Genomic DNA, 25,380 nt, shown 5'->3' with positions numbered 1-25,380 from the left:
CCGGTTACTTCTTGGGCTTCGACCCGCCGCTCTCGTCGCTGGAGAGCACCGCGATGAAGGCCTCCTGCGGCACCTCCACGGAGCCCACCATCTTCATCCGCTTCTTGCCTTCCTTCTGCTTCTCCAGCAGCTTCCGCTTACGGGAGATGTCACCGCCGTAACACTTGGCGAGGACGTCCTTGCGGATGGCGCGGATGGTCTCGCGGGCGATCACCCGGGAGCCGATGGCGGCCTGGATCGGCACCTCGAAGGCCTGCCGCGGGATCAGCTCGCGCAGCTTGGCGACGAGCCGCACCCCGTACGCGTACGCGGCGTCCTTGTGGGTGATCGCCGAGAAGGCGTCCACCTTGTCGCCGTGCAGCAGGATGTCGACCTTGACCAGGGAGCTGGTCTGCTCGCCCGTGGGCTCGTAGTCCAGGGAGGCGTAGCCGCGGGTCTTGGACTTCAGCTGGTCGAAGAAGTCGAAGACGATCTCCGCGAGGGGGAGGGTGTAGCGGATCTCCACCCGGTCCTCGGAGAGGTAGTCCATGCCGAGCAGGGTGCCGCGCCGGGTCTGGCACAGCTCCATGATCGAGCCGATGAACTCGGTCGGGGCGAGGATCGTGGCGCGTACGACGGGCTCGTACACCTCGCTGATCTTGCCCTCGGGGAATTCACTCGGGTTGGTGACGACGTGCTCGGTGCGGTCCTCCATGACGACGCGGTAGACCACGTTGGGCGCGGTGGCGATCAGGTCGAGGCCGAACTCGCGCTCCAGCCGCTCCCGGATCACATCGAGGTGCAGCAGGCCGAGGAAGCCGACGCGGAAGCCGAAGCCGAGGGCCGCGGAGGTCTCCGGTTCGTAGACCAGGGCCGCGTCGTTGAGCTGGAGCTTGTCGAGGGCCTCGCGCAGCTCGGGGTAGTCCGAGCCGTCCAGCGGATACAGACCGGAGAAGACCATCGGCTTCGGGTCCTTGTAGCCGCCGAGCGCCTCCGTGGCGCCCTTGGCCTGGCTGGTGACGGTGTCACCGACCTTGGACTGGCGGACGTCCTTCACACCCGTGATGAGGTAGCCCACCTCACCGACGCCGAGGCCGTCGGCGGGCAGCATCTCGGGCGAGTTGGTACCGATCTCCAGCAGCTCGTGCGTCGCGCCGGTCGACATCATCCGGATCCGCTCACGCTTGTTGAGCTGACCGTCGATGACACGGACGTACGTGACCACGCCCCGGTAGGAGTCGTAGACCGAGTCGAAGATCATCGCGCGGGCGGGGGCGTCCTTGACGCCGACCGGCGCGGGGACCTCGGCGACGACCTTGTCGAGCAGGGCGTCGACGCCGAGGCCGGTCTTCGCGGAGACCTTGAGGACGTCGCTCGGGTCGCAGCCGACCAGGTTGGCCAGCTCCTCGGCGAACTTCTCGGGCTGCGCGGCCGGCAGGTCGATCTTGTTGAGCACCGGGATGATCGTGAGGTCGTTCTCCATCGCCAGGTAGAGGTTGGCGAGGGTCTGCGCCTCGATGCCCTGGGCGGCGTCGACGAGGAGGACGGTCCCCTCACAGGCGGCGAGCGACCGTGAGACCTCGTAGGTGAAGTCGACGTGCCCGGGGGTGTCGATCATGTTGAGGATGTGCGTCTTGCTCTTGTCATGGGTGGGAGCCCACGGCAGACGCACGGCCTGGGACTTGATCGTGATGCCGCGCTCGCGCTCGATGTCCATGCGGTCGAGGTACTGAGCGCGCATCTGCCGCTGCTCGACCACACCGGTCAGCTGGAGCATCCGGTCGGCGAGCGTGGACTTGCCGTGGTCGATGTGCGCGATGATGCAGAAGTTGCGGATCAGAGCCGGGTCGGTACGGCTCGGCTCGGGCACATTGTTAGGGGTCGCGGGCACGCAGGGTCCTGTCTCTTGAGGCGCCTTGTGCCTCGGGTCGGATCGATACGTAGCCTCCATGGTCCCACGCGTGGCGACCGGAAGCCGGTTTGGGCCACCTGGTGGGCCGCTGGTACTCTGGGTGGCTGTGCCTCATGCCCTCTCAGCGCGAGGCGCAACCCCAAGTAATCACCGGTACGGGACCCGCCGTGGCCCCGCACCAGAACCTGAAAAGGCTCATTCGTGGCGAACATCAAGTCCCAGATCAAGCGGATCAAGACCAACGAGAAGGCCCGGCAGCGCAACAAGGCCGTCAAGTCTTCCCTGAAGACCGCGATCCGCAAGGCCCGCGAGGCCGCCGCCGCGGGTGACGTCGAGAAGGCCACCGAGTACCAGCGCGCCGCCGCGCGTCAGCTCGACAAGGCCGTCTCCAAGGGCGTCATCCACAAGAACCAGGCCGCCAACAAGAAGTCGGCGCTTGCTTCCAAGGTCGAGACCCTCAAGGGCTGAACCCTTCTGATCTGACGGATCTCCGGGCCTGCCCGGAGCTCCCTTCGCCGGAAGGACCCAGGGCGGGCCCTCTCTCATCCGCCCCCGACCGGCACCCCGGAGCGGCGCGCGGCCTGCGTTCGCCACGCGGGCGCTGCTCCTTCTAGCTTGACCTGCTTGAACCTGCTTGATCCGAAGGCCCCGGCCTTCCGCCCTTCCCCAGGGCGGGAGCCGGGGCCTTCGGCATGGAGCGAGGGTGGGGGCGGGGCGGCCGCCGTCGGCCGCAGGGCGGGCGGGCTTACCGTCGGGCGGCGGGCGCGCGTCGGGCGGTCGGGCGTCGGGCGGGTCGGGCGTCGGGTGTGCGTCGGGCGGGTCGGGCGTCGGGTGTGCGCGGCGGGCGGCGGGGCCGGTCGGATCGGCAACCGGCCCCGGCGCTACCGGCGGCACTCACATCCAGAACTGGTCGTTCTCCGCCATGTCCGCCACACACTCGTCGAGGTCGCTGATCTTCTCTCCGACGACCCGGAAAATGATGCCGCCCATCTGGTCGATGTGCATGCCGTTCCGGTCCGCGGTGAAGTGGTGCACGGACATGACATGCCCACGGCCGTCCACGAACAGATTGCGCAACTCGACCTTGAACGTGCCGCCCGTCTCCGAGTACAGCCTGGCGTAGTAGTCGTTGAGGACCGCGTCGATCCCCTTGTAGTCCCCGGAGAGCGCGCCGGAGCCCGGTACGTGGTGCGTACAGTCCCCGGTCATCATGCCGCGCAGGGCGTCCATGTCCCCGCGCTGGAAGGCCTCGTAGCCCTCGCGGACGAGCTTGGCGTGCGCGTGCTCAGCCATGGCGATCGCCACCTTTCCGTGTCCGGCGACGGACGGCTGACACGGACGATTCTCCTCCCCCGCGCGCCTACCGTCCTCTGGAACGCGCGGCCCTCGCGACGGCCACGACCGCTTTCTCCAACGCGTACTCCGGGTCGTCCCCGCCGCCCTTCACACCCGCGTCCGCCTCGGCCACGGCCCGCAGCGCGAAGGCCACGCCGTCCGGGGTCCATCCCCGCATCTGCTGCCGCACCCGGTCGATCTTCCACGGCGGCATGCCCAGCTCGCGTGCGAGATCGGCGGGCCGGCCCCCGCGCGCGGAGGACAGCTTGCCGATCGCCCGCACGCCCTGCGCCAGCGCGCTGGTGATCAGCACCGGGGCCACACCGGTGGCCAGCGACCACCGCAACGCCTCCAGCGCCTCTGCCGCCCGTCCCTCCACGGCCCGGTCCGCCACGGTGAAGCTCGACGCCTCGGCCCGCCCGGTGTAGTACCGCCCGACGACCGCCTCGTCGATCGTCCCCTCCACGTCGGCGACCAACTGCGACACGGCGGAGGCCAGCTCCCGCAGATCACTGCCGATCGCGTCGACCAGCGCCTGACAGGCCTCGGGCGTCGCGGACCGCCCCTGCGCGCGGAACTCCTGCCGCACGAAGGCCAGCCGGTCGGCCGGCTTGGTCATCTTGGGGCAGGCCACCTCACGCGCCCCGGCCTTGCGCGCAGCGTCCAGCAGGCCCTTGCCCTTGGCGCCGCCCGCGTGCAGCAGCACCAGTGTGATCTCCTCGGCGGGCGCTCCGAGGTAGGACTTCACGTCCTTGATCGTGTCGGCCGACAGATCCTGCGCGTTGCGCACGACGACGACCTTGCGCTCGGCGAACAGCGACGGACTGGTCAGCTCCGCCAACGTCCCCGGCTGCAACTGGTCCGGATTCAGATCCCGCACGTCCGTGTCCGCGTCGGCGGCCCGGGCAGCGGCCACCACCTCCTGCACGGCACGGTCGAGCAACAGCTCCTCCTGCCCCACGGCAAGCGTCACCGGGGCGAGGGGGTCGTCATTCGCAGCTTTCCTGGCCATTGCCCCAAGCATCCCATGCCCCACTGACATCGAGGACGGGAGCGGGCCGGGGGGCGGACGGACCGGGCGGACCAGGAAGGGGCGGGACGAGGTGGGGAGGGGCCGGTGGGAAGGGGCGGCACGAGGTGGGGAGGGGCCGGGCCGGTGGGCTGCCCGGCCTGTGGGCTGCCCGGCCGTCGGAACCACAGCCCGGCCACCCGCCCGGCGGGGCTACGGCTCCTCCCGCCAGCCCTCCCACTCCCCGGCGAACTCGTCCAGCTCCCGGGCATCCAGCCGCCCCTCTTCGTCCCTCAGAACGACAAGCCACTGCGCGTCCTCGGCGTCGTCCTCCCCCGCCAACGCGTCCCGCACCAGCCGCGGCTCCTCGTCGAGCCCGAACCGCTCCCCCAACGCCTCGGCCACCTCCTCCGCCGTATCGCGGTCGGGCAGCACCAGCACATGTCTCACATCGCTCACGGAGCCCATTTTCCGGTACACGTTCACCCCTCGGGCACACGGGTCGTCCTCCCGTCACGACCCGGCCACCGGCCTCGGGAGCCGGCCGCCTCCGCCTCGGGGTCAGGACCGGCCGCCTCCGCCCGCCCAGGGGCCCCAGGGAGGTGCCCGCGGGCCGGCCGACGCCGGCAGAGCCCCTCCAGTCCTTCAGTCCTTCCGCACCACCGGGACCTGGTCCAGCTCGATCCCGAATCTCTCCCGGTACACCGCGAGCACCTCTTCGTCCGTCCCCAGCTCGCTCACCTCACGGCTTCCGCCCACCGACGTCACGGTCAGGTTCCGCCCGCTGAGCGTGATCCGCCCTCCGTCCTCCGTGAGCCGCGAGCACACCAGCGACCGCTGGAAGTGGGACTGCGGTGAGGTGCTGTGCCACCACACCCCGACCGCGAACTCCTCCAGCGCCCGCGACCGCACCTCCAGCCGGTACTGCGGCTGCCCGTCCCGGAACACGTCCAGGTCCCCGAAGTCCGGGCCGTCGCCCCGCTGCCCCGGCACGCCCCCTCCCGCTTCGACGATCCGGAACACCCCACCGGGGTCGACCTGTTCACCCCGCGCCTCGAACTCCAACGGCAGATGACTGTGCGCCCCGAACCCGACGTCCGCCAGCCACGCTCCCCCGTCCACCGTCCGCACCCGCAGCGCGAGATGGTCGTACGGAATCCCGAGCCGCCCCTCCTTGCCGTAGACCCGCGCAGCGAGGTACGCCACGTCGAACCCCAATGCCGTCAGCAACGCCCCGAAGACACCGTTGAGTTCGTAGCAGAACCCGCCTCGGCGCGCGCCCACGACCTTGTCCACCAACCGCTTCTCCTCCAGGGCGATCTCCTCGCCGAGGTGGATCGACAGGTTCTCGAAGGGCACGGTCCGCAGATGCCGCAGATGCAGATCGCGCAGGACGTCGACAGTGGGCCACGCCGGGTACTCGGCCCCGATGCGAGCGAGATAGGCCTCAACCTCTTCGGAATTCATGCCTTCAGTCTCGCGCCACTCGCACCTCCCCGCCCTCTCCGACCACCGCAATCGCGCCGCCGGTATCCGTTCGCAGCACCACCGCCCCCTGCCGTCGCAGCGCCCCGACGGTGCCCGGAGCCGGGTGGCCGTACGGGTTGTCCGCTCCCGACGAGATGAGCGCCAGCCTGGGCGCAGCAAGCCGTATCAGCTCCGGATCCTGGTACGCGGATCCGTGATGGGCGACCTTCAGCACGTCCACCCCCTCGAACCGCACCGCCGCCGACGACCTCAACAGCGCCCGCTGGGCCGGTGGTTCGAGGTCTCCGAGCAGCAGCATCCGCAGTCCGGCAGACCGCACGAGCAACGCGACACTCGCGTCGTTCGGCCCCTCGGGCTCCAGTGTCGGAACCGGCATCGGCACCCGGGCGAACGGTCCGGCGCCAGGCCCCGGGGGCGCTGCCGGGGGCGGTGGCCACACCACCTCCCAGGACAGATCCCCGGTACGCCGCCGCTCGCCCGCCACCGCCCGCGTGACCGGAATCCGCCGTGCGGCCGCCTCCCTGCGCACGAACTCCACCTGCTCGACCGGCTCCTCGAACCCGGTCGTCTGGATCGCCCCCACCGCCCGGCCCCGCAGAACACCCGGCAGGCCGGCCACATGATCCGCGTGGAAGTGCGTCAGCACCACGAGAGGCACCTCCGCGACCCCGAGCGCCCGCAGACACCGGTCGACGGGCTCCGGATCGGGCCCCGCGTCCACCACCACCCCCTTGCCCGCACCCGCCGCCAGCACCAGCGCGTCCCCCTGCCCGACATCGCACATCGCCAGCCGCCAGCCCGGCGGCGGCCAGCCCGTGATCGCCCTGGTCAGCGGCGGCGGCCGCACCACCACGAGCAGCAACAGCACCCCGCAGACCGCGCACAGCCACGGCCGCCCCGACAGCCGTCTGCCCAGCAACACCACCACCGCCGTGACCAGCGCCAGCAGCACCGCCCCGGGCCAGCCGCGCGGCCAGTCCATTCCCGCACCGGGCAGCGCCGCCCCGGCCCGGGCGACGTCGGCGATCCACCCGACGGGCCAACCCGCCACCCAAGCAATGCCCTTGGCCACCGGCATCGCCACCGGCGCCACCGCCAGCGCGGCGAACCCCAGCACCGTGGCCGGTGCCACCGCGAACTCCGCGAACAGGTTGCACGGCACCGCCACCAGGCTGACCCGCGCCGACAGCACCACCACGACCGGCGCGCACACCGCCTGCGCCGCCCCCGCCGCGGCCAGCGCCTCGGCCACCCTCGGGGGAACGCCCCGTCGCCTCAGCCCCGCACTCCAGCGCGGCGCGACCGTCAGCAGGGCTCCCGTGGCCAGCACCGACAGCAGGAACCCGTAACTGCGGGTCAGCCAGGGGTCGTACAGCACCAGCAACAGCACCGCCGTCGCCAGCGCCGGGATCAGCGATCTACGGCGTCCCGTGACCAGGGCCAGCAGCACGACGGTCCCGCAGGCGGCCGCCCGCAGCACACTCGGATCGGGCCGGCACACCACGACGAACGCCAGCGTCAGCCCTCCCCCCAGCACCGCGGTGCTCCGCAGGGGAATCCCCAGCCGCGGGGCGAGCCCACGGCGCTCGGCCCGCTGTGCCAGCCCCGGCGGGCCGAGCAGCAGCGCCAGCACGATGGTCAGGTTGCTGCCGGACACGGCCAGCAGATGCGTGAGGTCCGTGTCCTTGAACGCCTCGTCCAGTTCCGGCGTGATCCGGGAGGTGTCCCCGACCACCAGCCCCGGCAGCAGTGCCCGCGCGTCGGCCGGAAGCCCGTCGGTGGCCTCTCGCAGCCCGGCGCGCAGCCGGCCCGCGAGACGCTGGTGCGCCGACGGCATCGCCGTCACCTCGGGGGCAGACCCCCGTACTCGCAGCACTCCCGCGATCCGGTCCGCGCCCATCAGCGCAGGCGCCAGCCGCCCGGTCACCCTCAACCGGGTCGACGGCAGCAGCCGCAGCCAGGGCGAGGAGACCGGCCCTCCGGCGCCGACAGCCGGGGTGGCACCGCGTTCCCGCGCGTCGACCATCATCAGCACGGGCGTACGCGTCACCGCCGCGGTCCCGCCCGGCGCCAGGACCTCGCGCACCTCGGCGTCGACGAGCACGACCCCGGGCGCCATGTGGTTACCTCGGACACGCGGTCTGGAGAGCCGGGGATCGGACGTGATCTCGACGTCGGCGGTCACGGTCGCGTACTGCCGCACCAGCCCCGGCACGGGCCCCCTCCGCGGGTCGGCCCCGTGCAGTCCGGCCGATGCGGCGGCCGCGGCCGCACAGAGCAGCACGGCAGCCACCGACCAGTGACGCCGCCCAGTTCCGCCGGCCCCTCGCCCCCACACCGACAGCAGCCCACCGGCCACGGCGACGCTGACAGCGGCCACGGCCATGACCCACCCCGGCGCTGCGCCGAGCGTCAGTGCCGCGGTCGCCCAGGCCGCGAGCGCGGGTGGCACGAGCCGCAGGTCCGCGGGCGCCTCCTCGTGCCGGGGGTGGGCGGATCCGAGACGTCTGCCGGAGCCGCTGTGCACGGCGCGGCGGTCGGGAGGGGTCGAGGCGCCCCCTCCGACGGCGAGGGCGCCTCCCGTGGCAACGAGGCTGCCCCGTGCGACGGCAGGCGTGGGAGCGGTGGAACCGGCCCGGTCGGCGTGGCCCACCCGAGAGGGGAGCGCGGTCTCGTCGGGGATCACGGCCGCACCAGGTTCCGCAGGTCGGCGAAACGGCGCTCACCGATGCCGTTGACCTCTCGCAGCTCGTCGACCGAGCGGAAGCCCCCGTGCTGTGTGCGGTAGTCGATGATGTGCTGGGCCAGCACGGGCCCCACTCCCGGCAGCCCGTCCAACTGCTCGACCGTGGCCGTGCCGAGCGACACCGGCGCCGCCGGTCCCGCGGGTGGCACGGCTCCCGGCACGGCTCCGCCCATCACGCCCCCCGGCGCCGCGCCGGCCGGGCCTCCGACGATCACCTGCTCGCCGTCCACCAGGAACCGGGCCCGGTTGAGGCTGTCGAGCTTCGTACCGGGCCGCACTCCCCCCGCGGCCTGGAGCGCGTCGGCGACCCGTGACCCGGCGGGCAGCCGGTGGATGCCGGGTTCTCGGACCTTGCCGCTGACGTCGACCACAATCTCCGCCGGGGGCGCGCCGACCCGTGCGCCGCCCCCGGACGAGGAGCCACCGGGCTCGGCGGCGGTGGAATCCGTCCGTTCCTCCACATAGGAGTCGGCCGCGCGCACCACCTCGGGTGCCGCCACCGGCTGGGTGCGGCCGCTCCAGAAGTGCTGCCCCGCGAGCCCCGCCGCCACGACAAGGACCACCGCCAGCGCGACCACGCTCCGGCGCTCCAGCCCGCACCGCGACTGCAACCACACCGGCATCCGCTCCCGCAGCGCGAGCCCCGCCCGGCGCCGCAGCAGATCCCCGTAGTCCTCCTCGGGACCCGGACGGCCCGCGACCTCACTGCCGTCGGTCGCAGAGACCGGGCCGGGCACCGGCACGGGCACCGGCACGGGCACCGGGCCGCCTTCCTCCGAGACAGGTAACTCGTCCCCGGCCTCCGGACTTCCTGCCCGCGCCCTCGGATGAACCGCCCGTGGCGGCCCCGCCCCCGTCTCGACGCGCCCGGCCGACGGCTCGGCGAACAACGACGCGGCGCGCCGCCGCAGTTCATCGGCGGAGCTGCTTCCGTGCCGGGCCCGGGTGGGCCGACGCCGGTGACGCACGCGGCCGTCGGAGGACGGACCCCGGCCGGGGCCACTGGTCGCGGACGGTGTACGTGGATGTGATCGAAGTGCCATGCCACGAGGATCAGGCATGGCGACGTCCCGCGATGATCTTGGTCAAGTTCCGTGGACGATCCACTGGTTGTGGAAAACTCCACCACGCGCGAGGGTGACGCCAGCTGGTCGCCGCCGGTTCTGACGGCACCCCGAGCCACCGGCCGACCTGACGCGAAACCGGGCAACCGGCCGGCATGGGCACGAACCCGAGCCACCGACCGGCTTCGGCGCGAACCCGCGCAACCCGTCGGCGCCCCCGCGACGGCCCAAGCCCTCCGAGCACTCAGAGTGCCAAGGACTCAGCGCACCGAGGACTCAGCGCACCGAGATGATGACCCCCAACAGCCCCGGACCCGTATGCGCCCCGATCACCGCGCCCACCTCACTGACGTGCAGGTCGACCAGTCCCGGCACCCGCTCCTGCAGACGATCCGCGAGGGCACCGGCCCGTTCGGGGGCGGCGAGGTGGTGGACGGCGATGTCGACCTGTGCGGCACCGGCTCGTTCGACGACGAGTGTCTCCAGCCGGGCGATCGCCTTCGACGCCGTACGGACCTTCTCCAGCGGGCCGATGCGGCCCCCTTCGAGCTGGAGCAGCGGCTTCACGGCGAGCGCGGAGCCGAAGAGGGCCTGGGCGGCTCCGATCCGCCCGCCCCGGCGCAGGAAGTCGAGGGTGTCGACGTAGAAGTAGGCCGTGGTACCGGCGGCGCGCTTCTCCGCGGCGGCGACGGCGTCGTCCATCGTGCCGCCCGACTCGGCCGTCTCGGCCGCGGTGACCGCGCAGAATCCGAGCGCCATGGCGACCATGCCGGTGTCCACCACCCGCACCGGCACGGGCGCCTCACGGGCCGCGACGACCGCCGCGTCGTAGGTGCCGGACAGTTCCGCGGACAGATGGAGCGAGACGATGCCGGTGGCCCCGGACTCGGCGACCTCGCGGTAGTGCCGCGCGAACATCTCCGGGCCGGGGCGTGAGGTGGTGACGGGGCGTCGTTTCTGCAGCGCCTGGGCGAGGGAACGAGTGGAGATCTCGGTGCCCTCTTCGAGTGCCTGGTCACCGAGCACCACGGTCAGGGGCACCGCGGTGATGCCGTGACGCTCCATCGTCCTCTGCGGCAGGTAGGCCGTTGAATCAGTGACGATCGCGACATGGCGGGACATGAGCTGGAGGTTACCTGGCGTAGCGCTCGTGCGGCAGTCCGGCCCCGCTCAGCGGGGCTCCGGTGACGTGTTCGGGTGCGCTCAGGTGGTGCTCTCGGGGCGGGGCTTCTTCTGCCAGGGGTAGGTGGGGCGCACCCCGGGCGGGGTGATGGCGGGCTGGGCGGGTTCCTCGGCGGGGCGGGGAGGGCGGGCCGCCCCTTCGGTGGTGGCGGACGAGTCGGACCACGAGGGCGGCGGGGTCGCCGAGTCCGTCGTCGTCCAGTGCCGCAGGGCGCCCGCCTCCAGGTCGATCTGCGTGCTCAGGGAGTCGAGGTCGTCCTCGGCGAAGCGGCGGGCCCGGTCGCGGGCCGCCCAGCGCAGGGAGTCGGCGGAGCCGATGATGCGTTCGGTGCGCTCGCGCAGCGCGGGCAGGCGCTCGGCGAGCGTGGCCCGGTCGGGCTCCGACTCCAGGCGCCGGAGTTCGGCGTCCAGCTCGTGGCCGTGCGCGCTGAGCCGCTCGAAGAGGGCGAGGGACTCCTTGAGGGACTCGTCCTCGGCCACGCCCGCGTGCAGGGCGTCCTGTGTGGCCCGCATCGAGGTGCGCAGCGTCAGACGGAGCTGGGCGATCTCGCCCGCGGGGCCCGGGGCCGCGAAGGACTTCGCCCGCAGGGTGTGGTTCTCGACCGTGCGGCGGGCCTGGGTGAGGGTGCGGTCCACCCCGCGCTTGGCGGCGCCGACCGCCTTCACCGCCGCGTAGGCACCGGCTGCCAGGAACAGCGCGAAGAGCAGTACCACCACTGCGACCACTGCTTCCACGGTGCTCCTCCTCCGCCTGCCGCGGCACGCTCCGCGCCGCACTTCAAACGGTAAACGCAAAGGGCAGGCCCGGAGTTCCAACGGAACCCCGAACCTGCCCGTAGGGGACTACCCCGACTCCCCGGCCACCGTCCGACGGCACCGCCGCTCACCTGCGACGACAGCCACCGGGACCGGCACCCGATCCGATCGGCGCAGCCGCGAGTACCGGCGCCCGGACCCGATCGGCACGGCCGCCCCAACCTGCCGGGGAGCCGACCGGCACAGCCACCGGCCCCGGCACTCCACACCGACCGGGACAGCCACCGACCCCGGCACTCCACACCGACGTCCACAGCCCCGGATCCGGCACTCAGAACCGACAGCACCCGGCCACGACCGCCCGACCGCCCGCGGCCGCCACCGTCATCCGATGACGACCACCGTCACCCGGTGACGATGTTCACCAGCTTCGGCGCCCGCACGATCACCTTGCGGACGGCCGCGCCGTCCAGCGCCGCGACGACCTTCTCGTCGGCCAGCGCGGCCTTCTCCAGCTCCTCCTCGGAGATGCCCGGCGGCACCTCCAGGCGGGCCTTGACCTTGCCCTTGATCTGGACGACGCAGGTGACCGTCTCGTCCACCACGTAGGCCGGGTCGGCCACCGGGAAGTCCTGGTGGACGACGGAACCGGTGTGGCCCAGCTTGCGCCACAGCTCCTCGGCGATGTGCGGGGCCAGCGGCGCGGCCAGCAGTACCAGCGCGTCGGCCACGGGCCGCGGGACGGCCCCGCCCGCCTTGGTCAGGTGGTTGTTCAGCTCGGTGATCTTGGCGATGGCGGTGTTGAAGCGCATGCCCTCCAGGTCGCCGCGCACGCCGTCGATCGCCTTGTGCAGGGCACGCAGCGTGTCCTCGTCGGCCTCGGTGTCGACGACCGTGACCTCGCCGGTGTTCTCGTCGACGACGTTGCGCCACAGCCGCTGCAGCAGACGGAACTGGCCGACCACGGCACGCGTGTCCCAGGGGCGCGAGACGTCCAGCGGGCCCATCGCCATCTCGTACAGCCGCAGCGTGTCGGCGCCGTACTCGGCGCAGATCTCGTCCGGAGTGACGGCGTTCTTCAGGGACTTGCCCATCTTGCCCAGCAGACGGGAGACCTTCTCGCCCTCGAAGTAGTACGCGCCGTCGCGCTCCTCCACCTCGGCGGCAGGCACCGCGATGCCGCGGCTGTCGCGGTAGACGTAGGCCTGGATCATGCCCTGATTGAACAGCTTGTGGAACGGCTCGGCCGAGGAGACGTGGCCCAGGTCGAACAGGACCTTCGACCAGAAGCGCGCGTACAGCAGGTGCAGCACGGCGTGCTCGGCACCGCCGACGTACAGGTCGACACCGCCGTGCGGCAGGCCCTCGCGCGGGCCCATCCAGTACTGCTCGATGGCCGGGTCGACCAGCTGCCGGTCGTTGTGCGGGTCCAGGTAGCGGAACTCGTACCAGCAGGAACCGGCCCAGTTGGGCATGGTGTTGGTCTCGCGGCGGTACTTCTTCGGACCGTCGCCCAGGTCCAGGGTGACGTTGACCCATTCCTCGTTGCGCGACAGCGGCGTCTCGGGCTGGGTGTCCGCGTCGTCCGGGTCGAAGGTGCGCGGGCTGTAGTCCTCGACCTCGGGCAGCTCCAGCGGCAGCATCGACTCGGGCAGCGAGTGGGCGACACCGTCCTCGTCGTAGACGATCGGGAAGGGCTCGCCCCAGTAACGCTGGCGGCTGAACAGCCAGTCGCGCAGGCGGAAGTTGACGGTGCCCTCGCCGATGCCCTTGCGCTCCAGCCACTCGGTGATGCGCGCCTTGGCCTCCGGGACGGGCAGGCCGTCCAGGGAGATGCCCTCACCGGTGGAGTTGATGATCTTCGCCTCGTAGGAGGAGAAGGCGTTCTCCCAGACCGAGGTGTCCGTGCCGCGGCCGTCGGTGGGCTCGACGATGCAGGTGATCGGCAGCTCGAAGGCGCGCGCGAACTCGAAGTCACGCTGGTCGCCCGCCGGTACGGCCATGATCGCGCCGGTGCCGTAGCCCATCAGGACGTAGTCGGCGATGAAGACCGGGACCTGCTCGCCGTTGACCGGGTTGGTGGCGAACGCGCCGGTGAAGACACCGGTCTTGTCCTTGGCCTCGGCCTGCCGCTCCACGTCGGACTTGGAGGCGGCCTGCGCGCGGTAGGCGGCGACGGCCTCGGCCGGCGTGGCGTGCCCGCCGGTCCACACGTCGTGGGTGCCCTCGGGCCAGGCGGCCGGGGTGAACTTCTCGACCATCGGGTGCTCGGGCGCCAGCACCATGTAGGTCGCGCCGAACAGGGTGTCGGGGCGGGTGGTGAAGACGGTGATGCGCTCGCCGTCGATCGGGAAGTCGACGCGGGCGCCCTCGGAGCGGCCGATCCAGTTGCGCTGCTGCAGCTTGATGGCCTCGGGCCAGTCCAGCTCGTTCAGGTCGTCCAGCAGCCGGTCGGCGTACGCGGTGATCCGCATGTTCCACTGGCGCAGCTTGGCCTTGAAGACCGGGAAGTTGCCGCGCTCGGAACGGCCGTCGGCGGTGACCTCCTCGTTGGCCAGGACGGTGCCCAGGCCGGGGCACCAGTTGACCGGGGACTCGGAGGCGTAGGCCAGGCGGAACTCGCCCAGGACGTCGGCGCGCTCGGCGGCGGTCAGCTCGTTCCACGCGCGCGTGTGTCCCGGTACGGTCCGCTCACCGGACTCGAACTGGGCGATCAGCTCGGCGATCGGGCGGGCCTTGCGGACCTCGTCGTCGTACCAGGAGTTGAAGATCTGCAGGAAGATCCACTGGGTCCACTTGTAGTAGTCCGGGTCGATCGTGGCGAACGACCGGCGCTTGTCGTGGCCCAGGCCCAGCCGGCGCAGCTGGGCCTTCATGTTGGCGATGTTGGCCTCGGTGGACACGCGCGGGTGCGTGCCGGTCTGCACGGCGTACTGCTCGGCGGGCAGGCCGAAGGCGTCGAAGCCCAGGGTGTGCAGGACGTTGTGCCCGGTCATCCGCTGGAAGCGGGCGGAGACGTCGGTGGCGATGTAGCCCAGGGGGTGGCCGACGTGCAGGCCGGCGCCCGAGGGGTACGGGAACATGTCCATGATGAACTTCTTGGGCCGGGCGGCCAGCTCGGGGTCACCCGCCAGGTCACCGCTCGGGTTGGGCGCGGCGTAGGTGCCCTCTGCGTCCCAGAAGTCCTGCCAGCGTGCCTCGATGTCCGCGGCCATCGCGGCCGTGTAGCGGTGCGGCGCCGCCACCTCGGCGGCGGCAGCGGGGGTCGTCTCGCTCATGATCCTCAAAGCTCCATCGATCGTCTCTGCCAGCGGCTGCCATTTCGGAAACGAAAAATCCCCTCGCACAGGAGGGGACGCCGCGCCGACTCCGGCCTCTCGGTTCGCCCGGGGCCGGGACTGATCAGCGCGGCTCGCTAAGCAGAAGGCGTACGGCACGCATGGCGTCAGGGTACCGCAGCCCTGTAGGGGCTTGCGACGGCCTTACGCGACCGCAACTTCACACAGTGTCACCGCCGGGAGTCGTGAAGATCACACTCGTCACACACAGTCAAAGCTGAACCATAGTCAATGATTACTTCGCGTAACAGTCACTAAGGGGCATCACAACAAGCTCATTGTCCTTTGATAACAGCGCAATAACTCAAACCCCGTACTCGTCGGTATCAGAGCCACTTAGAGTTCCGCCTCGGGACCGCTTTCCCGAACCGCTCGGAGTTGCCCCCATGAACCCTCGACGTAGTAACAGCTCGCTCGCCAAACCCGGCCGCTCGGCCTACGGGGCCGCGACGGCTGCCATGTTGTTCCTCATCCCCGTGGTCGTCCTGATCGGAGGCGACCAGGTCCGCGACTTCCTGAACTTCGGCGCCGGCGTGCTGTCTCTCGTGTCACTCAGCTGCTCGGTGATCTGGGGCCTGGTCGCCCAGGACCGCATCTTCCTCAACACGCGCCAGCGGATCGTCGGCCAGGCGGTGCACCGCACCACCGCGGTCGCCTCGATCGCGTTCCTGTTGCTGCACGTCACCACCAAACTCGCCCTCGACCATGTCGACCTGGTCGCCGCGGTGATCCCCTTCTCGCTCGGCGTCACCGGCAGCGCGGGCCTGATCGGCCTGGGCTCCATGGCCGGCCTGATGATGATCTTCGTCGGCATCACGGGAGCGCTGCGCAGCGCGTTCGCCTCTCCGGCGCCCGTCGCCGCCCGCTGGCGGGCCATGCACATGCTCGCCTACCCGGCCTGGTGCGCCGCCCTGCTGCACGGCCTGTACGCCGGCCGTGAGGCGAAGCCGATCTTCATCATCCTCTACGGCCTGTCCCTCGCCGGCGTCACCGCCGCCCTGGCCCTGCGCGCGGCTCCCCGCCCGGTCAAGCGGAAGATCGCCGACCGCATCACCGCGCTGATCGGCAACGACGACAGGCCGGGCCTCGAGGACCTGGACGCCAGCCGCGCCCGCACGGCCGAGTCCGGGCCGCGCACCCGCGAGAACGGGCAGCGTCCGGCCCCCGAGTCCTTCAACGCGCCCACCGAGCCCGCGAACGGCTTCGCGGCCGCCTACCGGGCGGTCTCGACGCCCCCGCGTCCGGGTGGCTCCGTGGCCGCCGACGAGACCGCGCGGATGGATCTCGCCGACTTCAGCGCCCCCACTGAGGCGCTCCCACGCGTGGACAACACCACCGGTTCCTGGCCCATCCCCTCCCCGCCGCCGGTGGGAGAGGCACCGCCCTCGTCCTACGACCCGCTCAACGACACGGGATACACCATCCCGACCTATGGCAATCCGGGCGCCGGAACCTACGGTTCCAGTGACGTGTACGACACGAATGAGTCGAACACCGTCTACGGCACGTACAACGCGGGTGACACGTACAACAGCGGTCCCGCCACAGAACCATTCCCCGGTGCCTCCTACGACTACGAGGCACCGGGTTCGGGCGAACCTTGGAACACGCCCTCCGGAGGCTTTAAGTGAACGAGGCCCTGCCCGACGTCCCGGAAGTCCGCGTCGTAGGACTTCCGCAGCTCACGTCTGGCTTCGACCTTGTCGAACGGCTCGATCTGCCCATGCACCTGAAGGTGCACGGGCCGCTCGAGCCGATGGGCGGCGAGCAGCTCGCCCAGCTCGCCGAACGCATCAACCTCAGGGGCCGCGGCGGCGCGGGCTTCCCCTTCCACAAGAAGCTGCGCTCGGTCGCCGAATCGGCGATCAAGCGCGGCGTACGGCCGGTCGTCGTCGTCAACGGCAGTGAGGACGAGCCGGCCTGCCGCAAGGACACGGTGATGATCAACCGTGCCCCTCACCTGATCCTGGACGGCGCGCTGCTGTGCGCGGAGGCCCTCGGCGCCCGCACGCTCGTCATCGGGGTCACCCGTGAGTCCACCCAGCGTTCGATGGAGGCCGCGCTCGCCGAGCGCGGCCTGAACAACGGACGACGGTCCGCGCTGCGCGCACGCGTGCAGCGCAACCCGGTACGCATGGTCACCGGCGCCGCCGCGTCGTTGATCCGCTCGATCGACGGCGGCCCGGCGGTCCCGCCGGGCCGCAAGATCAGCGCCTCGCAGACCGGCGTGGGCGGCGCACCCACCCTGCTGTCGAACGCCGAGACGTTCGCCCAGCTGGCCATCGCCGCCCGCATCGGCCCGGAGCGCTACAGCAACACGGGCCTGTACGACGAGCCCGGCACGGTCATGCTGACCGTGTCCGGCGCGGTGGCCCGCCCGATGGTGATCGAGGTCCCCACGGGCGTTCCGCTGCGCTACGTCCTCCAGCTGGCCGGGGCGCCGCCGGTGCCGCAGGGCGTGCTCACCGGCGGCTACCACGGCAAGTGGATCGACGCGGCGACCGTGAACGAGGCGATCGTCTCCCGCAACTCCCTCGACGCGGTGGGCGGTTCGCTGGGCGCCGGTGCGATCCTGCCGATCAGCCAGGACACCTGCCCGCTGGGCGAGTCGCTGCGCGTGGCGCAGTGGCTGGCCGAGGAGAGCGCCGGCCAGTGCGGCCCCTGCTACCTGGGGCTGCCCGCCGCCGCGCGCGGGATGGAGGACATCCTCAACGGCGGCGGTCCGGCCGCCCTGGAGGCCGTGAAGCAGGTCGCGAGGAATGTGAAGCGGCGCGGCGCGTGCTCGCACCCGGACGGCTCCGCGATGTTCCTGGAGTCGACGATCAAGGCCTTCACCGACGACCTCGCCGCGCACGTCCTCGGGAACGGCTGCGGACGGCCCGTGGCGGGCGTTCTGCCGCTCTTCGAGGGCGGCAGGGCCCCGACGGGCATCCCGGGCGGCAGCGAGGCCGAGGAGAACGGCCCCAGCCGCCAGAAGATCTTCGTCGACTGGACGCTCTGCCGGGGCCACGGCCTGTGCGCGGACATCCTGCCGGAGGTCTTCGAGCTGGGCGCCGACGGCTTCCCGACCGTCGCCCAGGCCACGGTGCCCCGCCCCGCCGAGGCGAAGGCTCTACGCGCGGTGCGTCGCTGCCCCGCCCTGGCTCTGCGCATCGAGGAGGACACCCGCGCACAGGCGCCGGCCCGCAACAACCTGCCGGTGCTGTCCCAGGGCCGCGGCCGGCGCGCACTGGGCCGCTGAGCCGAGCCGCACGCGCGCGCGTGGACGCTCTACGCGCGCGCGGGCCGGACGTGCGCTGCTCGAAGGTGCTGAACTCCGTCGACGGACGCTCTACGCGCGCGGGCCGGACGCGCCCTCGCGACACCCGAACGCAAAAAAAGATCCCGCCGGATCATTTCCGATCCGGCGGGATCTGCTGTGGAGCTAAGGAGAATTGAACTCCTGACCTCCTGCATGCCATGCAGGCGCTCTACCAACTGAGCTATAGCCCCTCGCGGTGTGCCGTCCGCCTCGTTTCCCTTGCGGGTTTCCCTCGCGGCGACAGAGAGAACATTACACGGTCCCCCTGGTGGAACACCAAATCGTTTCCGCTCTACCGCCTTACGCCCCGAATGTCCGAAACTGGGCCGGGACCCGACCCGGGACCGCCAGGTCCCGGCGTCAGGCCGTGACGAACGAGTAGAACCGCTTGAGGGTGCAGTGCTCCTCCAGGAGGCGGCCGTAGATCGGCTCACCCTCCAGCTCCCTGTAGGTCTCGATCGGGTCGCCTTTTATGATCAGCGCCCGCGCGCATTCCTCGCACCAGTACTGGTAGTCGGGGTTCACCGGTTCCATGTCACGGACGATCGGCGTACCGCTGCCGCACCAGTCGCACTTCCGCCTGTGTGCACCCATCGATCAGCTCCAGCTGTGGCCGCAGGCCGTGCACACGTAGGAGATCCCGCCGTTGTCGCCGAGCACTTGCGCGACATGCGCGGAACCGCAGGAGGGGCAGTCGAGCCGGGTGGCTTTGTTCCGTATCAACGCTGCTTCTCCGAGGAGGTCACCGACCTCCCCGAGGATGCTCGCAGGCATCGCTACTCCCTCCCGTCGGGTCGCGCCCCCTTCCGGCCGTCTGATTCTGCCACGCCCGGACCAATACGGTCAGCGACGCCGTAGTACCGGTCCGGACACAGCGCCCACCACGGCGGTCCCGGCCAGCGCGCACACGCACACCCACAGCGCCTCCGCAGAGGTATACGCCCCCGGGGCACCGAGTGACTCAAGGCGGTTCAGGAACAGCGTGCCGAAGGCCGCGACGCCGATCACCTGGCCGAGCTGGGTGACCGTGGCCAGCAAACCGCTGGCGTCGGCGGCGTCCTCGGGCCGCACGGTGGCCAGCGCCCGGGTCAGCGTGGGGCTGTAGGCGAGCGCCAGCCCGACGCCCACGACGGCGAAGGCCGGGTACAGCGCCACTCCCCCGTCCCCGCCGTCCTGGAGCGCCCAGCCCGCCCCTGCCAGCCCCGGCACGATGAGCGCGAACCCGACGGGCGTGAGCGCCCGCTGCCAGGAGTCGGGCCAGCTCCGCCAGGTCAGCCCGACCACCCCGAAGACCACGGCGGTGGGCACGAAGCTGAGCCCGGTCCGCAGCGCACTGTGGCCGAGCCCACCCTGGAGATGCAGGGTGAGGGTGAAAAGGAAGCCCGCGTTGACCGCCGTCACCGCCAGAATCCGTACGACGGCCAGGGGCATGCCGGGATGCCTCAGCACCCGCGGCGCGATGAGCGGGGCGCCGCCGCGCCGGGCGAGCCACGTCTCGTAGCCGCAGAACAGCGCGAAGACCAGCACGGCCGCGCCCAGGGACAGCCATGACCACAGCGGCCAGTCCGTCTCCTGGCCGAGCACCAGCGGCACCGTGAGCAGCGACACGGCCGCGCCGAGGAGCACCAGGCCGGGGACGTCGAGCGCCCGCGCAGGTTCGCCGGCCGGTGCCCCGCCTCGCGGCAGCACTCGCCGCCCGGCGGCCAGCAGGGCGAGGCCCACCGGCACGTTCACCAGGAACACCGGCCGCCAGCCGAACCCGAACAGGTCCGCGCTGACCAGCACACCGCCCACGATCTGGCCGGCGGCCGCGCCGACGGCGAGGACCGCCGAGAAGGCGCCGAGGGCCCGCGCCCGCGCCTCCCCGGTGAAGGTGCGCTGGATCAGGCTGAGCACCTGCGGGATCATCAGCGCCGCCCCGGCGCCCTGCACCAGCCGGAAGGCGATGAGCTGCTCCGCGTCCTGCGCCAGTCCGCAGGCGAGCGAGGCGGCCGTGAACACCCCGAGCCCGGCGAGATGGACACGGCCGTGCCCCAGCCGGTCGCCGAGCCGGGCTCCGGTGATGAGCAGCACCGAGTACGAGATGGTGTACCCGGCGATCACCAGTTGCAGGTCGGCGCCCGAGGCGCTCAGGTCGGAACTGATCGTGGGGGCCGCGACGTTCACGATGAAGACGTCGAGCAGGGCCATGAACATGGCCGCGAGCACGACCGCGAGCAGCGGCCGGGAGCCGTTGTCAGTGCCAGGCGCTTTACTGGCCACAGGACTTGAGACGGGATCGGAAACCGGGCCCGTTCGGGGAGTAGTCGTCATGCCCGGAGCCTGACGGCCCTCCGATACGGGTGCCGAGAGCCCGCCGATGCTGGTACTGGCAGCACCTGGCAAGACCGGGCCGCACTGCCGACGATGAGGACGTGACGACTGGGGGGACGTGACGATGACGACGACACACCGCCGTAGGCCGGAGCTGGCCGCCTTCCTGCGCGGCAGGCGCGCCCGGGTGACTCCGGCGGACGTGGGGATGCCGCCCGGCCTGCGGCGCCGCACCCCTGGGCTGCGCCGGGAGGAGGTCGCCCAGCTCTCCGGGGTCGGCGTGACCTGGTACACCTGGCTGGAACAGGGCCGCCCGATCAACGCCTCCGCACAGGTGCTGGACGCCGTGGCACGCACCCTGCGGCTGGACGCGCCCGAGCGGGAGCATCTGTACCACCTGGCCGAAGTACCGTACGCGTCCGCGCCGACGCCGCCCACGCGCGCGGTGGGCGCCGAGATCCAGGGCATCCTCGACGCCCTCGTCCCGCGCCCGGCCGTGGTCTACAACGCGCGCTACGACATCCTCGCCACCAACGCCCCCTACCGCGACCTGTTCTACGCCGACGACGGGCTGCCCGAGGCGCCCAACGCACTGTGGACGCTGTTCAACAGCCCTCAGGAGACCTGTCGGCTGCTGTTCCGGGAGGAGGAGCTTCCGTTCATGGTGGCCACCCTGCGCGCGGCCTACGGCACCCATTGCGGGGAGCCGGCCTGGGAGCACTTCATACGCCGGCTGTCGGCCGCGAGCCCGCTGTTCGCGCGGCTGTGGGAGTCCGGCGACGTACGCCAGCCCGGACGCCGCGTGAAGGCCTTCCGGCACGCGCTGGTGGGCGAGTTGCGGATGACGTCCCAGTCGCTGTCGATCGACGGGATGCCGGAGTGCCGGATCGTCGTCTACACCCCCGACGACGAGGGGACGGTGCGCGGGATGGCGGTGCTGCGGGAGCTCCGCCCGCGTGAGCCCACGAAAAATCCCGCCCCCTGACCGGGGACGGGATCTTCGCTCACTGCTCTTTGACAACTCGACAGAGAGTCATTGTGTGGAGCTAAGGAGAATTGAACTCCTGACCTCCTGCATGCCATGCAGGCGCTCTACCAACTGAGCTATAGCCCCTTGCGTTCTTCCCGCTCGGCGGGGGCGAACAAGAAGAACTTTAGCCTGCGACCTGCCGGAAAGTGAAATCCGGGCCCCCGGAGGGGTCACGGGCGCGGTGAGCGGGTGCTGTCGCTCAGTCGTCGTCGCCGAGAACCGGCTCCGGCAGGGTGCCGGCGTTGTGCTCCAGCAGGCGCCAGCCGCGGGCGCCCTGGCCGAGGACGGACCAGCAGCAGTTGGAGAGACCGCCGAGGCTCTCCCAGTCGTGCGGTGCCAGGCCGAGCAGGCGGCCGATGGTGGTCCGGATGGTGCCACCGTGGCTGACGACGACGAGCGTGCCGTCCTCGGGCAGCTTGTCGGCGTGCCGCAGCACGACGGGAGCGGCCCGGTCGGCCACCTCCGTCTCCAGTTCGCCGCCGCCGCGGCGCACCGGCTCACCACGCTTCCAGGCGGCGTACTCCTCGCCGTGGCGGGCGATGATCTCGTCGTGCGTCAGCCCCTGCCAGACGCCCGCGTACGTCTCGCGCAGCGCCTCGTCACGGGCGACGTCCAGGTCGGTGAGCACGGCGAGCTCGGCGGCCGTGTTCGCGGCCCGCTGGAGGTCGGAGGAGACGATCGCGTCGGGGCTCAGGGAGGCGAGCAGCCGGGCGGCGCGGCGGGCCTGGGCCACGCCGGTCTCGGTGAGCTCGACGTCCGTGGTGCCCTGGAAGCGGCGTTCCACGTTCCAGGAGGTCTGGCCGTGGCGCCACAGGATGATGCGGCGGCCGCGGCCGGGCGTCCGGGCGGCGCCGGCACCCGGTGTGGTCATCACCACTCACCGCCCGTGTCGGCCGCTTCCTCGGCGGCCTTCAGCTCGGCGTGCTCCTTGGCCTTGCCGCGGGTGGCCTTGGCGTCGGCGGGCAGCTCCAGCTCGGGGCAGTCCTTCCACAGCCGCTCCAGGGCGTAGAAGACGCGCTCCTCGCTGTGCTGGACGTGCACGACGATGTCGACGTAGTCGAGCAGGATCCAGCGGGCCTCGCGGTCGCCCTCGCGGCGCACCGGCTTGGCACCGAGCTCCTTCTGGAGCCGCTCCTCGATCTCGTCGACGATCGACTTGACCTGGCGGTCGTTGGGTGCGGACGCCAGCAGGAAGGCGTCCGTGATCGACAGGACGTCGCTGACGTCGTAGGCGATGACGTCATGGGCGAGCTTGTCGGCGGCCGCCTGGGCGGCGGTGGTGATGAGCTCGATGGAACGGTCGGTGGCGGTCACTACATGGCTTTCCGTCGGCGGTCACTTGACCTCAAGGGTCTCACGGACCGCCGACGGCACCCCACGTGAATAAAACCGGGGGCCGCCCCGCCGGGGCGGGCTAGGAGGACGGCGGGCTGTAGTCCTGACCGAGGATCACGGTGACGTCGGCGTTGTTGGAGACCTCGCCCTTGGTGACGGAGCCGTCCGGCAGGCCGAGGGTCCTGGCGACCTCGGTGGCGTTCTGCTTGTCGGCGGCGTCGGTGTAGACCACCTTCGACTCGCTCTCGTTCTCGGTGGCCGAGCCGCCGTCGAGGAAGGTGAAGCCGCCGTTCAGCAGGGCGATCCGGGCCTTCTCGCCGCGGCCCTTCTCCCCGGTGGCGTTCTGGACCGAGACGCGCAGGGCCGCGCCCTCCGCGGGGCTCTTCGCGGTGCCGCCGAGGACGTCCTTGACCACGCTGGCGCTGGCCTTCGCGTCCAGGGTGCCGTCGGTCCGCACGGGCAGCATGGCCGTCTTGAAGTCGCCGCCCTTGGCCAGGTCGGACAGTTCGGCCAGGAAGGTGCCGAGGTCCTTGTCGGTCAGCGAGGGGTCCAGGATCTGCGCCAGTGTCTGCACAGTGATCGTCGCGGCCTGCGGGTCGGACGAGATCTTGCGCAGCACGCCCTGGATGACCTGCCCGAACCGCTGGAGCTGGGCGTTGTCGTCCTCGCCCGAGGCGCGGTAGGTGGCATAGGCGACGGCCATCTTGCCGCTGAGGGTCTGGTCCTGGCCCTTGCGCACCAGGGGGGTCGTGCCCTTGGACTTGGCGGCCGGGTCGGGCACGGCGGTGTCGGTGTCGATGTCGATGTCGCCGACGATGTCGACGAGGTTCTGGAGGTAGGGCGTGTCCAGGCGCCAGGTGCCCTGGATCTGGGTGCCGAGGACGGTGTCCAGGGCCTCCCGGGTGCCGGACGAGCCGTCGTCGTCCACGGACTTGGACAACGTCGTCGTGCTGCCGTCGTCCGAGGTCAGGGCGAGGGCGTTGGGGAGCAGGACGGTGGTGCCCTGCTCGGTGGTGGTGTTGTCGACGAGCAGCGCCGTGGAGGTGCCGCCCTTCTTGGTGTTGTGCAGGTGGACGACGATCACGTCGCGTTTCTGGGCGCCGGCGGCGACCGAGCCCTCCTTGTCGGCGGCCGTCGTGGACACGCCCGGGAGCTTGCCCGCGTACCAGAGGTAGCCGATGCCGCCGACCGCGACCAGGGCGAGCACGACCACGAGGGCCATGACGCGGCTGCGGGCGCGGCGCTTGGCCTCCTCACGGCGCTCGGTGCGGTTCTCGGTGAACTTCAGCCAGTCGATGACGTCCTCGGAGTCGCCGTCGGGCTCCTCGACGAAGGCGAACTGTTCCGTGCGGTAGTCCCGGTCGCCGCGGTCGCTCGCGCCCGCACCGAGGCCGCCGCGCTGCCCGGGGCGCGCGGGGGCCTCCGGTTCCTGGGCGGGGGCCGGCTGCTGCGGGATGTAGGCGGTCTGCTCGGCGGCACGGGGCGGCCGTCCGGCGGCGGTCTGTCCGTACGGGTCGTAGGCCTGGCCGGGGTTGGTTCCCGTGCCCGTGCCGTAGGGGTCGTACGGATCGTAGGAGGGCACTTGGGGCTGTCTGCCGGTGTCGTAGGCGTCGTACGGGGGGACGGGCTGCTGGGTGCCCGTCGCGTACGGGTCGTAACCGTATCCCTGCTGTGCGTAGGGGTCGTAGCCCTGGCCGGTGGGCCGAGGCGGCTGGACCTGCTGGTACACAGGTCGGCCGTACTCGTCGTAGCCGACGATCTCGTACTGGTCGCCCCCGTGGCCAGCGTCGTATCGGTCGTTCACCGGTGCCCCTCTCGGCTCACTCGCCGCGGTACAGCTCTCGTTTGGCGATGTAGCGCACGACTCCGTCCGGCACCAGGTACCAGACAGGGTCGCCCTTGGCGACTCTCGCACGGCAGTCCGTGGAGGAGATGGCGAGGGCGGGCACCTCCACGAAGGACACCCCGCCCTCGGGAAGGCCTGGGTCGGCCAGCGGGTGGCCCGGCCGGGTGACGCCGATGAAGTGCGCCAGGGAGAACAGTTCCTCCGTGTCCCGCCAGGTGAGGATCTGGGAGAGGGCGTCGGCGCCGGTGATGAAGAACAGGTCCGTGTCCGGGTTGAGCACCCGCAGGTCGCGCAGGGTGTCCACGGTGTAGGTGGGGCCGCCGCGGTCGATGTCGATACGGCTCACCGAGAACTGCGGGTTCTCGGCGGTCGCGATGACCGTCATCAGATAGCGGTCCTCGGCCGGGGAGACGTCACGGTGGGTCTTCTGCCAGGGCTGGCCGGTGGGGACGAACACCACCTCGTCGAGGTGGAACTGCGCGGCGACCTCGCTGGCCGCCACGAGGTGCCCGTGGTGGATCGGGTCGAACGTTCCGCCCATGACGCCGAGCCGGCGCTTGCCGGTGCTCGCCGGGCCCTGTCCGGGGCCGCCGGTGTCCTGCCGCGCCAAACGGCCGCCGGTGTCCGGGGTATCGGTCCTGTCGTGCGCCGGACCGGTAGGCATGTCCTGCTCTCCCATGCGTGCAGACCCTACCGGCCCGGACTGTGGGCTCCGGCGGACGGTTCCCGCGGGGCCCGCCGTGCGG

21 protein-coding genes and 2 tRNA genes are annotated in these 25,380 nt (G+C 71.4%); 4 read left to right on the top strand and 19 right to left on the bottom strand.

Annotation, left to right across the window (positions count from 1 at the left end; translation table 11 throughout):
- Positions 1-4: 4 nt before the first annotated feature.
- On the bottom strand, positions 5-1,870 hold the full coding sequence (gene lepA, locus ACZ6SQ_RS11275; protein WP_469559399.1) for a translation elongation factor 4: 1,866 nt from the start codon (positions 1,868-1,870) through the stop codon (positions 5-7).
- Positions 1,871-2,092: 222 nt separating this feature from the next.
- Between lepA and rpsT the strand changes: the two genes are divergently transcribed.
- Positions 2,093-2,359, top strand: a complete 267-nt coding sequence (gene rpsT / locus ACZ6SQ_RS11270) for a 30S ribosomal protein S20 (protein ID WP_386378457.1) — start codon at positions 2,093-2,095, stop codon at positions 2,357-2,359.
- A 426-nt stretch (positions 2,360-2,785) separates the two neighbouring features.
- Here the strand turns inward: rpsT and ACZ6SQ_RS11265 are convergent, their stop codons facing one another.
- The 9 genes from ACZ6SQ_RS11265 to leuS form a co-directional block, all read right to left on the bottom strand.
- Positions 2,786-3,184, bottom strand: coding sequence for a nuclear transport factor 2 family protein (locus tag ACZ6SQ_RS11265; RefSeq protein WP_386378458.1), 399 nt, complete (start codon positions 3,182-3,184; stop codon positions 2,786-2,788).
- Between the two features lie 67 nt (positions 3,185-3,251).
- The gene (holA, locus tag ACZ6SQ_RS11260) at positions 3,252-4,238 is read right to left on the bottom strand and encodes a DNA polymerase III subunit delta (protein ID WP_469559394.1); all 987 of its coding nucleotides are present in this window, start codon (positions 4,236-4,238) and stop codon (positions 3,252-3,254) included.
- A gap of 210 nt (positions 4,239-4,448) precedes the next feature.
- A complete protein-coding gene (locus ACZ6SQ_RS11255) occupies positions 4,449-4,694 on the bottom strand; it encodes a hypothetical protein (RefSeq protein WP_469559391.1) in 246 nt (81 codons plus the stop codon).
- A gap of 186 nt (positions 4,695-4,880) precedes the next feature.
- The gene (locus ACZ6SQ_RS11250) at positions 4,881-5,702 is read right to left on the bottom strand and encodes an arylamine N-acetyltransferase family protein (RefSeq protein WP_469559386.1); all 822 of its coding nucleotides are present in this window, start codon (positions 5,700-5,702) and stop codon (positions 4,881-4,883) included.
- A gap of 4 nt (positions 5,703-5,706) precedes the next feature.
- Positions 5,707-8,250, bottom strand: coding sequence for a ComEC/Rec2 family competence protein (locus ACZ6SQ_RS11245; RefSeq protein WP_469559603.1), 2,544 nt, complete (start codon positions 8,248-8,250; stop codon positions 5,707-5,709).
- A gap of 155 nt (positions 8,251-8,405) precedes the next feature.
- Entirely contained in the window at positions 8,406-9,230 is an 825-nt protein-coding gene (locus ACZ6SQ_RS11240) for a ComEA family DNA-binding protein (RefSeq protein ID WP_469559384.1), read from the bottom strand.
- A gap of 579 nt (positions 9,231-9,809) precedes the next feature.
- A complete protein-coding gene (locus ACZ6SQ_RS11235; protein WP_469559381.1) occupies positions 9,810-10,655 on the bottom strand; it encodes a DegV family protein in 846 nt (281 codons plus the stop codon).
- Positions 10,656-10,736: 81 nt separating this feature from the next.
- Positions 10,737-11,450: a hypothetical protein gene (locus ACZ6SQ_RS11230; RefSeq protein ID WP_469559378.1), complete on the bottom strand. Its 714-nt coding sequence runs from the start codon at positions 11,448-11,450 to the stop codon at positions 10,737-10,739.
- Between the two features lie 425 nt (positions 11,451-11,875).
- Positions 11,876-14,749 carry a leucine--tRNA ligase gene (gene leuS / locus ACZ6SQ_RS11225; RefSeq protein WP_469559374.1) on the bottom strand — a complete coding sequence of 958 codons (2,874 nt, stop codon included), beginning with the start codon at positions 14,747-14,749 and terminating at the stop codon, positions 11,876-11,878.
- Between the two features lie 446 nt (positions 14,750-15,195).
- Between leuS and ACZ6SQ_RS11220 the strand changes: the two genes are divergently transcribed.
- A complete protein-coding gene (locus tag ACZ6SQ_RS11220; RefSeq protein WP_469559372.1) occupies positions 15,196-16,440 on the top strand; it encodes a cytochrome b/b6 domain-containing protein in 1,245 nt (414 codons plus the stop codon).
- Positions 16,437-18,050, top strand: coding sequence for an NADH-ubiquinone oxidoreductase-F iron-sulfur binding region domain-containing protein (locus ACZ6SQ_RS11215; RefSeq protein ID WP_469559370.1), 1,614 nt, complete (start codon positions 16,437-16,439; stop codon positions 18,048-18,050). The genes ACZ6SQ_RS11220 and ACZ6SQ_RS11215 overlap by 4 nt, the downstream gene beginning before the upstream one ends.
- A gap of 178 nt (positions 18,051-18,228) precedes the next feature.
- On the opposite strand, the gene ACZ6SQ_RS11210 is transcribed toward ACZ6SQ_RS11215, so the two are convergent.
- The 4 genes from ACZ6SQ_RS11210 to ACZ6SQ_RS11195 form a co-directional block, all read right to left on the bottom strand.
- Positions 18,229-18,301: transfer RNA gene (locus ACZ6SQ_RS11210), tRNA-Ala, on the bottom strand.
- A 169-nt stretch (positions 18,302-18,470) separates the two neighbouring features.
- A complete protein-coding gene (locus ACZ6SQ_RS11205) occupies positions 18,471-18,704 on the bottom strand; it encodes a hypothetical protein (RefSeq protein ID WP_003976229.1) in 234 nt (77 codons plus the stop codon).
- A 3-nt stretch (positions 18,705-18,707) separates the two neighbouring features.
- Entirely contained in the window at positions 18,708-18,884 is a 177-nt protein-coding gene (locus ACZ6SQ_RS11200; RefSeq protein WP_469559367.1) for a hypothetical protein, read from the bottom strand.
- Positions 18,885-18,953: 69 nt separating this feature from the next.
- A complete protein-coding gene (locus ACZ6SQ_RS11195) occupies positions 18,954-20,318 on the bottom strand; it encodes an MFS transporter (protein WP_469559601.1) in 1,365 nt (454 codons plus the stop codon).
- Between the two features lie 229 nt (positions 20,319-20,547).
- Between ACZ6SQ_RS11195 and ACZ6SQ_RS11190 the strand changes: the two genes are divergently transcribed.
- Positions 20,548-21,408 carry a helix-turn-helix transcriptional regulator gene (locus ACZ6SQ_RS11190; protein WP_469559365.1) on the top strand — a complete coding sequence of 287 codons (861 nt, stop codon included), beginning with the start codon at positions 20,548-20,550 and terminating at the stop codon, positions 21,406-21,408.
- 56 nt (positions 21,409-21,464) lie between these two features.
- Here ACZ6SQ_RS11190 and ACZ6SQ_RS11185 read toward each other — a convergent pair.
- The 5 genes from ACZ6SQ_RS11185 to nadD form a co-directional block, all read right to left on the bottom strand.
- Positions 21,465-21,537, bottom strand: a tRNA-Ala gene (locus ACZ6SQ_RS11185).
- A gap of 115 nt (positions 21,538-21,652) precedes the next feature.
- Positions 21,653-22,324, bottom strand: coding sequence for a histidine phosphatase family protein (locus tag ACZ6SQ_RS11180; RefSeq protein WP_469559363.1), 672 nt, complete (start codon positions 22,322-22,324; stop codon positions 21,653-21,655).
- A complete protein-coding gene (gene rsfS, locus ACZ6SQ_RS11175) occupies positions 22,324-22,767 on the bottom strand; it encodes a ribosome silencing factor (RefSeq protein ID WP_386378472.1) in 444 nt (147 codons plus the stop codon). Before rsfS ends, ACZ6SQ_RS11180 begins: the two co-directional genes overlap by 1 nt.
- Before the next feature lie 100 nt (positions 22,768-22,867).
- A complete protein-coding gene (locus tag ACZ6SQ_RS11170; RefSeq protein ID WP_469559359.1) occupies positions 22,868-24,592 on the bottom strand; it encodes an LCP family protein in 1,725 nt (574 codons plus the stop codon).
- Positions 24,593-24,608: 16 nt separating this feature from the next.
- Positions 24,609-25,313 carry a nicotinate-nucleotide adenylyltransferase gene (gene nadD / locus ACZ6SQ_RS11165; RefSeq protein ID WP_469559356.1) on the bottom strand — a complete coding sequence of 235 codons (705 nt, stop codon included), beginning with the start codon at positions 25,311-25,313 and terminating at the stop codon, positions 24,609-24,611.
- Positions 25,314-25,380: the final 67 nt, after the last annotated feature.

The sequence above is a fragment of the Streptomyces sp. NPDC048600 genome (genome assembly GCF_055587025.1).
The sequence above is the reverse complement of the archived record's forward strand: the minus strand, read 5'-3'. Positions and strand labels throughout refer to the sequence as shown.